The organism is Streptomyces sp. Z423-1, from assembly GCF_013009255.1.
Taxonomy (GTDB): Bacteria; Actinomycetota; Actinomycetes; order Streptomycetales; family Streptomycetaceae; genus Streptomyces; species Streptomyces gossypiisoli.
On the sequence record NZ_CP053109.1, the window covers coordinates 3375412 to 3389012 of the forward strand.

The following is a 13601-nucleotide window of genomic DNA, read 5'->3' on the forward strand; positions in this document are numbered from 1 at the left end:
TTTGCCCCACCCGTGATCCGAACTGACGCCGGGGTCAACTCTCAGAGAGATGTAGAGGTCATCGGTTCCATGAAAAGCCGCTCCCTGCTTCGCAGCTCGGTCTCCCGACGCGTCCTGCGCCCCGTGGCCGACCTCATCGACAAGCGCATCGAGCGGCAGGTCCGCTCCACAGTCGCCCGGGCACAGCTGGAGAACGAGGAACTCAAGCGGGACATCCAGCTGCTGAGGCAGCATCAGTTCACCTTCGACCTGCTGGTCGGCCCCCGGGCGCGCGGTATCTCCCGGGTAGTGGTCCCTGGCGCCCTGGACCGCCTCCAGGCCGAGGTCGCGAAGCTGGGCGGCGGTGACCGCGAGGCGGCGGAGCGCAACGTCGCCGCGGCGTTCCGACTGCTGGTCGCGCTGGAGTCGCTGGGGGTCGGCCGGATCGCCGGCGGCACCATGAACATCTGCGGCAAGCTCGGCACGATCCCCCTGCTCGACCCGCCGAACGACGAGATCCTGGAGATCGGCACGCTGTACGGCATGTTCTCCGCCGGGCTGATACGGATGATGGAGCGCTCCGGCCGCAGCCCCAGCCTGACCATCGTCGACCCGTTCGCCGGTGTGCAGCTCCAGCCCGGAACCGAGCAGCGCAACGACCCGACGGGCACCCCGGTCGACGAGCACGCCGTACGGACCAACCTCGCGCTGGCCGGGCAGGCGGGCAGCGCCGCCCGCATCCAGCAGGGCTTCTCGGAGGACCCCGAGACCCGCGCGGCCGTGTCCGACCGCAGCTACGGTGTGATCATCGTGGACGGCGACCACTCGGCCGAGGGTGTCCTCGCGGATCTGCAGTGGGCCGAGGAGATAGCGGCGCCCGGCGCGATCGTGGTGCTCGACGACTTCGGTGACCCGAACTGGCCGGGCGTCAAGGACGCTATGGACAAGCACCTGGCGGGCGAGTCGCGTTTCACCTACCTCGGCAAGGCGGCCCGTTCGGCGTTTCTGCGGGCCTCTTGAGCGCCCTACCGGGCCCTGGCATCACTCCTGTGATATCGAACTCACAGCAGCCCTTCATCTTTCCGGAAGATGAACTACAGGGGTCCGATGGGCTAATCACACCTGCCGTGCACGGGGCCACGCCATTTCGAGCCCTAGGGTTGGCACGTACATTCGTTCTTTTCGAACCGGCGCATTTCGATCACCGGCTGCGCCGGGCACGGCCCGCAGATGCGGTACGAGGGGTGTCAGCGTGACCGAAACGGTCGTGAGCACGACGAAAGCGCAGTCCGGCACGGCAGCGCTCACGAACGCACCGGCCGGGCAGACCTCGTCGCCGCCGGAGCATCCGACGTCGAAGAACAGGAAGCGGGACAAGGCCGCGGGCGGCCGGCTCCGGGCCCTGGACGGACTGCGGCTGCTGGCCGCGCTGATGGTGGCGGGGTACCACTACGGCGGCCGGGGCGGATACGTCACCGAGGCCTGGGGATCGTCGCCGAAGTTCCAGTTCCCCACGCTGCACACGCTGCTGTCCTACGGTTGCCTCGGCGTCCAGATCTTCTTCGTGATCAGTGGTTTCGTCATCTGCATGAGCGGCTGGGGCCGGTCGCTGCGCTCGTACTTCGCCTCGCGCGTCGCGCGGCTGCTGCCCGCGTACTGGGTGGCGGTCATCCTGGTGACGGCGGTGTTCGCGCTGCCCGCGGTGGCCTACGAGGCGGTGTCGCCGAGCGACGCGCTGCTGAACCTGACCCTGCTTCAGGAGCCGCTGGGCGCGGACCGGGTGCTCGGCGTGGACTGGACGCTGTGGGTGGAGGTCCGCTTCTACGCGCTGTTCGCCCTGTTCATCGTGCTGCCCGGGGCCAACCGGCGGCGGATCGTGCTGTTCTGCGCGGTGTGGACGCTGGCCGCGGCCATCGCGCAGTCCTCCGGAGAACCGATTCTGTCCCTGGTCCTGATGCCCGAGTACGCGCCGTTCTTCATCGGCGGCATCGGCATCTACCTGCTGCACCGCGACCGGCGGGACATCACCGCGTGGGGCATCGTGGCGGTGAGCTGGCTGACCGGTCAGCACTACGCGGTGGCCGACCTGTGGCACCCGCAGACGCCGGACCAGTTTTCCTACCGCTCGTCCTTCGTCATCATCCTCATCGTCACCTTCGGCTTCGCCGCGGTCCTCGCCGTCGCCCTGGGCTGGCTGCGCTGGGCCGACTGGCGGTGGCTGACGGTGGCGGGCGCGCTGACCTACCCGTTCTACCTTGTCCACGAGCACCTGGGGTGGGTCGTGATCAAAGTTCTGCACCAGGACTTCGGACTGTCCTCCTGGGTCACGGTCACCTCGACCGTCGCGCTGATGCTGCTGGTGGCGTGGCTGCTCAACCGGTACGTGGAGAAGTGGGCGACGCCGCTGCTGCGCCGGTCGCTGACCGGGGCTTCGGTCGGGCGGCGCGTGGTGAAGGGCTGAGGTCCGGCGCGGCGTTCGCCGCCTCCCGCACCGCGCTGCCGGGGCCGTCCGCCGCCGGGGCCCTGAACCATCGGCGGTTCAGGGCCCCGGCAGGCGATGTTTGCCGCTAGCGGATCGTCATGCCGAATGCCTTGCCGGTGAGCGGCAGGCCGTTCAGCCCGGGCTGGTGGGTGCGCGCGCCGCCGCCGCGGCCACCCGGCGCCACGCCGACGAGGCCAACCGTGCCGCGTCCGCCGCCGAGGCTTTGGCCCGAAAGGCCGCCACCGCGGCGGGTGAGGCGCGGGATGCCGCCCGCTCCGCCGCGACGCACGCGAACAACGCTGCCACCGCGGCGGACGAGGCCGCCGACCACGCGGGCGAGGCCGCCACCGCTGCGGCGAAGTCGACCGAGCATGCCAACGCGGCCACCGCGGCCGCGAACGCGGCGAGCGGGGCGGTCGTCAAGGCGCAGTGGGTCTACACGCTCGCCCGTGAGGTCGAGGCCGAGGAACTGCTGGGCCGTACCAACGCCGGTATCGAGCGTGCGAGGGATCAGAAGGCGGCCCACGACGCCAGGACCGCCCAGCTGGCCGTGCTGGAGCAGGCGGCCCGGGACCGGGACACCGAGCGGGACCGGTTGGTCGCTGCGGCTGCCGAGCCGGGTGCCGACCTGGCGGCCGTCGCCCGCCAGGGTCGTGAGCTGGCCGTCCTTGCGATGAAGAACGGCACGGCATGGGGGCGTGCCGCGGCCGAGGCCGCCCTGGACGGCGACGCCGCGACCATCACCGGCGGCGGACAGCGCGAACGTCGCCGCCGAGGACGCGGCCCGATCGGCCACGGACGCGACGCTCTCCTCGGAGATGGCCCAGGCCTCGGCGTCCAGCGCGTGGGTCGCCGCCGAACAGGCACGGCAGTCGTCGATCGCCGCCGGCGAGGACGCAAAGGCCGCGCTCAGGGCGGCCACCGAGGCGTTCACCATCGCGGTCACCAAGTACCGGGAGGAGGAAGAGGCCCGGCGCAAGGCCGCGGTCGCGGCCAAGCAGAAGGCGATGAACGAGGCCGGGGCGCGCGCCCGCGAGATCTACCGCTGCGGCCAGGCGCTCGTCCCCTGCGACCCGCAGGGCTTCGCCCGCTGGTGCCAGCACAACGAAGTCGAGTGCGACATCCTCTCCATGGGCGACGAATTCGGCGCCGCCATGGAGCAGCTGTGGGGCGTCACCAAAGAGCTCACCGGCCTCGGCGAACTCGAAGCCTGCCTCGGCCAGAAGGACTTCGAGCACTGCGGGGCCCTCGCGGTCGACGTCCTCATCAGCGCCAAGCTCAAGGCACTGGAAAAGGCCTATGACAACCTGAAACTGGTCAGGCGCGGCTGCAGCCAGTGCTTCCTGGCCGGCACCAAGGTGCTCATGGCAGATGGCTCCAAGAAGAACATCGAGGACATCAAGCAGGGCGAGGACGTCCTCGCGACAGATCCACTCACCGGCGAAACGGCCTCACGCCAGGTCCAGCGCCGGATCGTCACCGAAGACGACAAGGACTTCAACACGCTGACGATCGCGAGCCGCAACGGTCCCGAAGAGCTCACCGCCACCGCCGAGCATCCGTTCTGGAGCCCTTCGGAGCACGACTGGATCAAGGCGAGCAGGCTCAGGCCGGGAATGACCCTCCTGAGCAGCGACAGGTCCACCGTCCGTGTGCAGGCCAACCACGCCTTCACCAAGCACGCACGCACCTACAACCTCGCCATCGCCGAAACCCACACGTACTATGTGCTGGCGGGGGCGACGCCGGTATTGGTGCATAACAGTGGCGGTTGCGCCGAGGACGTCTATACCATCGAGGACCACGTCATTCCTCGCCATATGCGAGGCGGTGCCGAGGCAGATGCTACGAAGTCTCTGTTCGACGATGGCGTAGACCTCGGAGAACTGGCTACGGGAAGCGCCGGGCAGATCGGCGTCTATCAGGAGGCCACGGGAAACATTCGGTACTTCATCACGGCCAACGGCATAGTGGGGACCGATCGGCACGGCCTGCCGACTAGAATCTACACAATCGTCCGCAGTGGTCGGGATGGAGAATTGGTCACCATGCACCCGGGACTCCCGAGCGACGTGGACCGCTGATGATCAGGGTCGACGTGAGATCAGGCAGAGGGGAGCTTGTGGCATCGGTTGCCGCAGACCCGGAGTTTGATCCGGTCCTCCGAGGGGTGGATCGCAAAAGGTATCCCATCCTCGGACACTTGGATCCTTACGGGGATACGGTGCTCAACCGACTGCAAGTCGAATCCCTACTGGCGGAGATTTCCGAAGTGAGATCCGATCCGGACATCATGCCGGAAGAATTCGCGGACAAGCTGATGGCGCTTTGCCACGAATGCCTGCGGCGCCCCCACCGATTTCTCCGGTTTGTAGGGGAGTAGGGCTCAAGGGCAGCATTTTCGATGACATGAGGGTCCGTCAGCCTGCTGACGGACCCTCTCCGCACTGCCGCGGGCGGCGCGGGTGCGGGCGTTCGCCGGCTGGGCGGGCGAGACGGGCGCGGGACTCGCGGCATACTCGGCCCGGACGGGGGTAACTGAAGCAATCCGGTAATCGTTCACCGGGCGCGGCGCCATTCGCACCACCGGCACGGCCAGGACCGCGTACGGTACGTAGCGAATTGACCCGGTATTCACCTTCTCGGGGGTTGGACGGGTTGTCCACCCGGGCAGGCGCCGGGCAGCTCCTGACCGGATCACCGCAACGAGGAAGTGCTCGCCTTCCATGACCACTGCACATGAGGCACCCCCGCGGCCCCGCCGGCTCGACGACGTCCCGGGCTGGTTCCCCGTACTCGACCAGGTGCTCTTCGACTGGCTCCTGAACCGGCAGGAGGCCGCGGGCGTTCGTGGCGACCTGCTGGAGGTCGGGGTCTACATGGGCAAGAGCGCGATCTTCCTGGGCCGCCATCTCCGGGAGGGCGAGCGCTACACCGTGTGCGACCTCTTCGAGGGCGACGCCCCGGACGACGCCAACCGGGCCGAGTCGACGAAGTCGTACAGCGCGCTCACCCGCCAGGCCTTCGAGGTCAACTACCTCGCCTTCCACGACGAACTCCCGCGCGTCGTGCAGGGCCCCAGCTCGCTCGTGCCCGGCGAGGTCGAGCGGAACTCCTGCCGGTTCGTGCACATCGACGGCTCGCATCTGTACGAGCATGTGTACGACGACATCGGCGCCGCACGGGATGTCCTGCTGCCGGACGGGATCGTCGTCCTGGACGACTTCCGCTCCGAGCACACGCCCGGTGTCTCCGTCGCCGTCTGGGAGGCCGTGCTCAGCCGGGGTCTGCGCCCGATCTGCCTGAGCACGCAGAAGCTCTACGGCACCTGGGGCGCCCCCGAGCCGGTGCAGGAGGAGTTGCTGGCGATGGTTCGCGGCCGCGGCGACTGCGGGCTCAGCGTGCAGCAGGCCGCCGGACACCGCCTCGTCCGCCTGAAGTCCAACGGCATGAAGGCCCCCGACTTCCCGCCGTCCCGTCATGCGCAGGAGGACCCCGGGCCCACCGTGCCCAAGCCCGCCGCGCAGGCCACCGCCTCCGCGACGACCCGTCCGTCCCCGCCCCGCACGCCCCGCAGCCGCGCCCGCCGCCTGGCCACCGACCTGCTGCCCCCGCTCCTCACCCGCACCCTCCGCAAGGCCCGCGCCGCCCGGCGTTCGGCGGCGCGCTGAACGGGCGTGGAGACGGTCAGCCGTCGAGGAGGGTGTCGACCGGGAGTTCCACGCGAACGCCGACGGACTCCGGCACCGGCACCCTCTGACCGCGCTCGAAGCGCTGCGGGTCGGGGTACTTGCCGTCGGCCGGGTCGGTGTAGAGGAGTACCTCGTCGTGCTTGCGGTCGGCCACGATGTAGACAGGGATGCCCGTCTCGGCGTAGATCTCGACCTTGTTGGCGGTGTCGTCGGTCCAGTTGGAGGAAGTCACCTCCAGCACCAACCGGAAGACATGTGGGGCGTAGCAGTTCTTCTCAACCAAGGCGTCGCGGTAGTCGGCGTCCACCACGGACAGGTCCGGAATCGCATAATCCGCTGGCCCTGTGGGCAGCCACAGTCCGACGCCGGGAAGCACCCTGAGACCCGCCTCCTTGGCCCCGGCCCGCCGAATCTCGTAGCCGACTTCGAACACCGTGCCCTGGTGCGGCCCATCCGGCGGCGGCGTCACGACAAGGCTCCCTCGAAGGATCTCCACACGGTGCCCGGGCAGCCAGGCGGAGAGACGGTCGGCAGCCTCGTCGATTGTCATCTCACGCTCTATCACGGCCACGGCAACCTCCTTTCGGGAGCACTCTTCACGAGCGTAACCGGGGATGGGCCATTTCCGCCCCCGATCACCCGTACGAAGTAATCGCCCAGGTCAGAACGCATCGCTCGGCACATACGTCCCCCACACCCCCCGCAGCGCGTTGCATACCTCCCCCACGGTCGCCCGCGCCCGCAGCGCCTCCCTCATCGGGTAGAGCACGTTCTCCTCGCCCCCGGCCGCCTTCCGCAGTGCCGCCAGGGCCGAGTCCACCGCCCGCTGGTCGCGTTCGGCGCGCAGCTTGGCCAGGCGTTCCGCCTGCTGGGCCTCGATGGCGGGGTCGACGCGCAGCGGCTCGTAGGGTTCCTCCTCGTCGATGGTGAAGCGGTTCACGCCGACCACGACCCGCTCCCCCGCGTCCGTCTCCTGGGCGATCCGGTAGGCGCTGCGCTCGATCTCGCTCTTCTGGAAGCCGCGTTCGATCGCGGCGACGGAGCCGCCCAGTTCCTCGACCTTCGTCATGAGCTCGACGGTGGCCGCCTCGACGTCGTCCGTCATCCGCTCGATGGCGTAGGACCCGGCGAAGGGGTCGACGGTCGCGGTCACGTCGGTCTCGTGGGCCAGCACCTGCTGGGTGCGCAGGGCGAGGCGGGCGCTCTTGTCGGTCGGCAGGGCGATGGCCTCGTCGAAGGAGTTGGTGTGCAGGGACTGGGTGCCGCCGAGCACCGCGGCCAGGGCCTGGACGCAGACGCGGACCAGGTTCACCTCCGGCTGCTGTGCCGTCAGTTGCACTCCGGCCGTCTGGGTGTGGAAGCGCAGCATCATCGACTTGGGGTTCTTCGCGCCGAACTCCTCCCGCATCACCCGGGCCCAGATGCGGCGGGCGGCGCGGAACTTCGCGACCTCCTCCAGGATCGTCGTACGGGCGACGAAGAAGAAGGACAGGCGCGGGGCGAAGTCGTCGACGTCCATGCCGGCGGCGACGGCCGTACGGACGTACTCGATGCCGTTGGCGAGGGTGAACGCGATCTCCTGCGCGGGGGACGCGCCGGCCTCGGCCATGTGGTAGCCGGAGATCGAGATGGTGTTCCACTTGGGGATCTCGGCCCGGCAGTACTGGAAGATGTCGGCGGTCAGCCGCAGGGAGGGCTTGGGCGGGAAAATGTACGTCCCGCGCGCGATGTACTCCTTCAGGACGTCGTTCTGGATCGTGCCCGTCAGCTGGTCCGCCCGCACCCCCTGCTCCTCCGCGACCAGCTGGTACAGCAGCAACAGCAGCGCGGCCGGGGCGTTGATCGTCATCGATGTCGAGACCTGGTCCAGCGGGATCGCGCCGAACAGCACGCGCATGTCGTCGATCGAGTCGACGGCGACGCCCACCTTGCCGACCTCGCCGTGCGCGAGGGGCGCGTCGGAGTCGTGGCCCATCTGGGTGGGCAGGTCGAAGGCGACCGACAGGCCGGTCGTGCCGTGTGCGATGAGCTGCCGGTAGCGGGCGTTGGACTCCGTCGCCGTACCGAAGCCCGCGTACTGGCGCATGGTCCAGGGGCGGCCCGTGTACATCGTCGGGTACACGCCCCGCGTGAAGGGGTACGCGCCGGGCTCGCCCAGCCGTACGGCCGGGTCCCAGCCGTCCAGGGCGTCCGGCCCGTACACCGGTTCGATGGGCAGTCCGGACTCCGACTCGCGCGCCATGGTGGGTGCCTTCCGCCGAGCAGTGACTCACTCCTTCCTTCATAACGATGCCGTGCCGTTCGCAACCCGTCACGCGCGGGAAGCCATCTCAGGGGACAGCAGTGCAGTTCGGTGAGAAGACGGGGGCTGTCATGCGCAGTGCTGGTACGGGGAGGGCGATCGCCGCGCTGGCGGCGCTGGTGACGGTGTGCGGCTGCACCGCGCAGGCCGTGGACACGGACGGAAAGCCACGGGGGCCGATCCATGTCGACGTCACCGATGCGGCGCCCGCCGCGCCGCCACCCGCCACGTCCAAGGCGCCGGAGAACACGACCAAGACCCCGGAGAACACGACCAAGGCCCCCGAGAAGCCGACCGCCCCGGCCCCGGCCCCGCCGCCGGTCCTGTGGTCACCCGGCGACTCCGGCCGTGACGTGCGCGAACTCCAGGCCAGGCTGCGGCAGATCGCCTGGCTGTTCGACGGCCCGACGGGGACGTACGACGAGCTGACCGAGCAGGCCGTCCGTGGCTTCCAGGGCAAGCGCGGGCTGCCGCAGACGGGCACCACGGACACCGTCACCTGGCAGCGGCTGCTGAAGATGACCCGCGAGCCCGGCAAGTGGGACCTGTACCTGATGGGCGGCCAGCCCGCCGACGCACCCGACGCGCGCTGCCTGACCGGCCGCGTGCTGTGCATCAGCAAGTCGAGCCGCACCTTGCGCTGGATGATCGACGGCCGCACGGTCACGACGCTGCCGGTGCGCTTCGGCTCGGCGAACACGCCCACCCGGGAGGGCGTGTTCCAGGTGTACTGGAAGTCCCGTCACCACCACTCCACGCTGTACGACTCGCCGATGCCGTACGCCATGTTCTTCAGCGGTGGGCAGGCCGTGCACTACTCGTCCGACTTCGCGGCCCGGGGCTATGCCGGGTCCTCGCACGGGTGTGTCAACGTCCGGGACGAGGCAGCGATCGCGCAGCTGTTCGGGGAGGTGCGGAACGGCGACAAGGTCGTCGTCCACTGGTGAGGTTCGGGGCGCGGGCGGGACCGGGGGAACGTGTCCCGCCCGCGCTCTGATGCACGAGCCGTGGGTACGGGGGGAACCCCGGCTCCGTGCGACAGCCGATGACCAGTCGGCTCACTCAGTACTGCGCCGCCGCGGCCGAAAATGTCACACCCCGGGCGAAAAAATCTCTGGGGGATGACAAAATCGCAGGTCAGGAGAGTGACTACGAGGGATTCGGGGTCACCGGCAGCGACTGCGCCTTCCTGGGCAGGCCCGGCGCGAGGCCCCGCGACCCCGAGAAGGTGCCGGAACCCGAGCCGCCGAGGCCGGGGGCTGTGCCGTTCTCCCCGTCGTCCTCGCCGCTGCCCTCGCCGCCGTCCTGGCCGCCGTCGCCGCCGCTGCTGCGGCCCTCGTCGCCGTCCTTGCCGCCCGCCTTCGCGCCGTCGCCCTTATCGCCGTTGTCGCCGTTGTCGCCGTTGCCCCAGCCCTTGTCCTCCTGGGCGTCGGAGCCGCCGAGGACGGCGGCGCAGTACGTGCGCACGCGCGAGGAACCGCCCGCCGCCTCCGTCAGGGCCCGCTTGTGCCTGGCGTCCAGGCTCTTGCCGTCGCGCAGGTCGCGGCAGGCCGAGGTGACCACCTTCCGCCAGTGGCCGCGATCGCCCGTGCGCTTCCCGGTGTCCCCGCCGGTGGCGGGGGTGTCGTCGCCGGAGGGATCGGCGCTTTCGCCGGCGGGGCCGCTCGTGCTGCCGTCCGGCGTGGCCGAGCCGGGCCGCTCGCGCTGCGTCGGCGGGGGCGAGACCGGCGCACGCTCGGGCGGCTCGGCGGCCGAGACCGAGGCGGCGGGGCCGGGTTCGTCGTCGAGGAACGGCGTGCCCAGCACTCCGGTTCCGGCCGCGACGGCCACCCCGCCGGCCATGGCGGCGGCCAGCGCCGCGGCCACCCCCAGCCGCACGGGACGGCCCCAGCGCGGGCGCCGGGCAGGGGTCGTACGGCCACCGGTGCGGCCGCCGATGCGCACCAGTCCGGCGTCGGACGGCCGTACCCGGCCGGGCTCGTCAAGGGCGGCGCGCTCGCTGTCGCGGTCCGCCCGCACCTTGCGGAAGGCGGCCAGGGCGGCGGCCTCGCCGGGGAGTTCGTCGCTGGTCAGCGGGGGTTTCGCGGAGAGCGCGCCAAGCGTGTGGGCGAGCCGGGCGGCCTCCTCGGGGGTGGCGGTGTCGGCAGCGTCCAGTGGCTCTCCGCTCAGCAAACGCTCCGCCGTTTCGCGGTCCAGCCACCTGTACTGCTCATCGGCCATCACATGTCCTTCTGCGTCCGCGTGCGCGTAGGCGTCACAGTCGCGGACGTCACCGCGCGATCGCGCGGTTCTCGCTGGGGCGGCAGGGCATCGAGCACACCGGCCGATTCCGGATCGCCGCCGAGGTCACCGAGCAGCTCGGCGAGTCGTTTCAAGCCCCGGTGCGCCGCGGTGCGCACGGCTCCCGCTCGTTTGCCGAGGGTCTCGGCGGCGGTCTTCGCATCCAGGCCCACCACCACCCGCAGCACCACGGCCTCGGCCTGGTCCTGCGGCAGCCGGGCGATCAGGGAGAGGGCGTGGTCGGTGGCCAGGGCCTCGATCGCCTCGCCGGCGGTGTCGGACTCGGCGGCCCGGCCGGTCAGCTCGGTCTCGTCACCACCGATCGCGGGCCGCCGCCCACGCATCCGTATGTGATCCAGCGCACGATTGCGGGCTATCCGGGCGGCCCACCCCCGGAACCGGTCCGCGTCACCGTCGAACCGCTCCAGGTCCCGGGCTATCTGCAGCCAGGCCTCGGACGCCACGTCCTCGGCGTCGGGGTCGCCGACCAGCGTCCGTACGTACCCCAGCAACCGCGGGTGCACCGCGCGATACACCGTCCGGAACGCGGTCTCGTCCCCGCCCTGTGCCGCGAGCACCGCGGCCGTCAGCTCCGCGTCGTCCCCCACCGCGCGCGCCCTTCTTTGCGCCTAAACCGGCGCCGCTCTCGCGGACCGGGTTCTCGCCGTTGTGGTTCCTCAATGAGTGGTTGCCGTTCAAGGACGGCTGTGGTTGCGGCGGTCTTCCGCCTCCGCACTCCGGCGCGAAAGGCACGTTACGTCTTGAAACCGCTCTTCGTCCATGTCCGTCGTCGATGCAACTGACTCGTGACGCGCCGGGGTGTGACAGAAAACGCAGTCAAGACGCTGAAGAAAGTACGGGCCGCCGCGCGGCCCGTGCCGCGCGACGGCCGGGGCCTCTCCTGTGGGGGGTGGCGGCCCCGGCCGTTGCTTTGGCGCATGGCTCACGTGCTTTGGCGCATGGCTCGTGGCGCCCCGAGTGGAGACACGGGAGCGCGCGAGGCCAGGCCTCTTTCCCCGTGGGTCAGTCCTTCTTGCCGCTGCCGGTGGCCGTTTCGGCCTGGTCGCCACCCGTGCCATTGTTCGCGTTCCCGGCGCCGCTGTTCGCGTTGCCCGCGCCGCTCTCCGCGTTCCCGGCGCCGCTCTCCGCGTTGCCGGCACTGTTGTCGCCGGCACCGTTCGTCGCGTTGGCGGCTCCGCCGCCCGGCGTGGCCGCCTGGCTCGGCCGGCGCTTGGCCGCCGCCCCCGCCAACTGCTCGGCGCAGTACGCGGCCACCCTGTCCTCGCCGCCCGCCTCCGTGGCGAGCCGCCGCCAGGCCCTGGCGTCCAGCGCGCTGCCGCGGCCCTCGACCTGGTCGTAGGCGCGGCACCTGGCCTCGGTGTCCTGAGCGGTGGACGGGTGGCCGGGCTTCGCGGGGGCGGCGTCGGACGCCGCGGAGGACGGCTCGGCGCCCGGCAGGTCGGGGGCGCTGGTCGGCGGGGCGGGCCTGCCCCGGTCGTCGACGCGGCCGTCCGGCGAGTCGGACGAGCCGATCGCGGCGACCGCTACGCCGCCCAGCGCGAGGCTCGCGATGAAGAGGGAGAGCATGGTCTTCACCGGCAGCACCAGCCGCCGCTGCTCGCGGGGCCGCCAGTCGTCCCGGCGGCGGGTGCGCGCCCGGTGTGCCCCCGCGTCCCGGGCGGCCCGGAACGCGGCCACGGCCCGCTGCTCGCCCTCGGTGTCCGGGCGGTGCCCGCGCGGCACGGCGGCGGAGAGCAGCGCCTCCAGCGCGGCGGCGTCGGGGGCTGTTTTCGGGCCGGCCGCGTGCCCGCGCTCGTGCCCGGAAGCGAAGCCGTCAGGGTGCACACGCCGACGGCCGGGGGACCCACCGCCGATCTGCCGTTCACCCATGTCTGCTTCCCGTCCTTGTCCGACCTGTTTGGATGTGGCCTGTGGGGCTTGTGTGACTTACTGCCCCTGCTCGGCCCGTATGGCTCTCCGGCCCACGCCGTCTCCGTGATCCAGGTGCGCCATGTGATTCTTCTGTGGCTTATGCGGTTGATGTGACAGCTGTGAGTGTGGGGGCCCGTAGAGCTGTACGTCCCTCATGCCCCGCAGGACTCACGCACACGTCGCGATAAGCCGCTCCGGCCGCCGCCGTCACACTCGCTGTTCATTTCGATTCCCCCAGCGTCCGAGGGCCGTCATCCGTCACACCTTCGACGCCCAGCTGCTTGGCCAGGCGCTTCAGCCCCCGGTACGCGGCCGTCCGCACCGCGCCCGGGCGCTTGCCGAGGACGCGTGCGGCCGCGGGGGCGTCGAGGCCGACGACGACCCGCAACAGCACGGCCTCGGCCTGGTCCCGTGGCAGGCCGCGGACCAGCTCCAGGGCATGCTCCGTGGAGATCGACTCCAGCGCCTGGTCGTGCGTGCTGTGCGGACCGGGCAGCTCCAGCATGTCCTGTTCGAGCGCCGACGACTGGGGCCGCACCTTTTGCCGACGCAGATGGTCCAGCGCCCGGTGCCGGGCGATGGTCGCCGTCCAGCCCCGGAACCCGGCCCCGTCGCCCTTGAACCGGCCCAGGTCCCGGGCGATCTCCAGCCAGGCCTCGGACACGACGTCCTCGGCGTCGTCGCCGACCAGCCCGCGCAGGTACCCGAGCAGTCCTGGCTGCACCAGCCGGTACGCGACCGCGAAGGCGGCCTCGTCACCTTCCTGGGCCCGCGCGACGGCCGCGCCCAATTCCCCGTCGTACGCGTGCACGCGGCGGGGTTCGCCTGCCTGGCCCAAGAACTGTCCTCGTCCGTACCGGTTCACAGCGGGTCCGTACCGTGCGGCACGGCCGCCCTTGCCCTCCACGGTCCTCAGCGTCGGTCGGGAGGCAAG

12 protein-coding genes are annotated in these 13601 nt (G+C 70.8%); 5 read left to right on the forward strand and 7 right to left on the reverse strand.

Translation table 11 applies throughout. The annotated features are described in order from the left end of the window. Positions 1-69: 69 nt before the first annotated feature. Positions 70-999, forward strand: a complete 930-nt coding sequence (locus HJD23_RS15100) for a class I SAM-dependent methyltransferase (protein WP_171114232.1) — start codon at positions 70-72, stop codon at positions 997-999. Between the two features lie 247 nt (positions 1000-1246). Continuing rightward, positions 1247-2440, forward strand: a complete 1194-nt coding sequence (locus tag HJD23_RS15105; protein WP_240980713.1) for an acyltransferase — start codon at positions 1247-1249, stop codon at positions 2438-2440. A gap of 106 nt (positions 2441-2546) precedes the next feature. Here the strand turns inward: HJD23_RS15105 and HJD23_RS15110 are convergent, their stop codons facing one another. After that, a complete protein-coding gene (locus tag HJD23_RS15110; RefSeq protein ID WP_171114234.1) occupies positions 2547-3257 on the reverse strand; it encodes a hypothetical protein in 711 nt (236 codons plus the stop codon). A gap of 22 nt (positions 3258-3279) precedes the next feature. Between HJD23_RS15110 and HJD23_RS44985 the strand changes: the two genes are divergently transcribed. Further along, a complete protein-coding gene (locus tag HJD23_RS44985) occupies positions 3280-4545 on the forward strand; it encodes a polymorphic toxin-type HINT domain-containing protein (protein WP_171114235.1) in 1266 nt (421 codons plus the stop codon). Between the two features lie 642 nt (positions 4546-5187). Further along, positions 5188-6132, forward strand: a complete 945-nt coding sequence (locus HJD23_RS15120) for a class I SAM-dependent methyltransferase (protein ID WP_171114237.1) — start codon at positions 5188-5190, stop codon at positions 6130-6132. Between the two features lie 16 nt (positions 6133-6148). On the opposite strand, the gene HJD23_RS15125 is transcribed toward HJD23_RS15120, so the two are convergent. Continuing rightward, positions 6149-6724, reverse strand: coding sequence for a Uma2 family endonuclease (locus HJD23_RS15125; RefSeq protein WP_240980714.1), 576 nt, complete (start codon positions 6722-6724; stop codon positions 6149-6151). Positions 6725-6814: 90 nt separating this feature from the next. Next, positions 6815-8395 (reverse strand): methylmalonyl-CoA mutase family protein, encoded by a 1581-nt coding sequence (locus HJD23_RS15130; protein WP_171114238.1) that lies wholly within the window; start codon positions 8393-8395, stop codon positions 6815-6817. 131 nt (positions 8396-8526) lie between these two features. Here HJD23_RS15130 and HJD23_RS15135 point away from each other — a divergent pair, with 131 nt between their 5' ends. Then, positions 8527-9402: a L,D-transpeptidase family protein gene (locus HJD23_RS15135; RefSeq protein ID WP_171114239.1), complete on the forward strand. Its 876-nt coding sequence runs from the start codon at positions 8527-8529 to the stop codon at positions 9400-9402. 202 nt (positions 9403-9604) lie between these two features. On the opposite strand, the gene HJD23_RS15140 is transcribed toward HJD23_RS15135, so the two are convergent. The 4 genes from HJD23_RS15140 to HJD23_RS15155 form a co-directional block, all read right to left on the reverse strand. Next, positions 9605-10675: a hypothetical protein gene (locus tag HJD23_RS15140; protein WP_171114240.1), complete on the reverse strand. Its 1071-nt coding sequence runs from the start codon at positions 10673-10675 to the stop codon at positions 9605-9607. Next, a complete protein-coding gene (locus HJD23_RS15145) occupies positions 10675-11343 on the reverse strand; it encodes an RNA polymerase sigma factor (protein WP_171114241.1) in 669 nt (222 codons plus the stop codon). The genes HJD23_RS15140 and HJD23_RS15145 overlap by 1 nt, the downstream gene beginning before the upstream one ends. Positions 11344-11758: 415 nt before the next feature. Then, entirely contained in the window at positions 11759-12625 is an 867-nt protein-coding gene (locus tag HJD23_RS15150) for a hypothetical protein (protein ID WP_171114242.1), read from the reverse strand. A 262-nt stretch (positions 12626-12887) separates the two neighbouring features. Further along, positions 12888-13505: an RNA polymerase sigma factor gene (locus HJD23_RS15155; RefSeq protein ID WP_171114243.1), complete on the reverse strand. Its 618-nt coding sequence runs from the start codon at positions 13503-13505 to the stop codon at positions 12888-12890. Between the last annotated feature and the right edge of the window lie 96 nt (positions 13506-13601).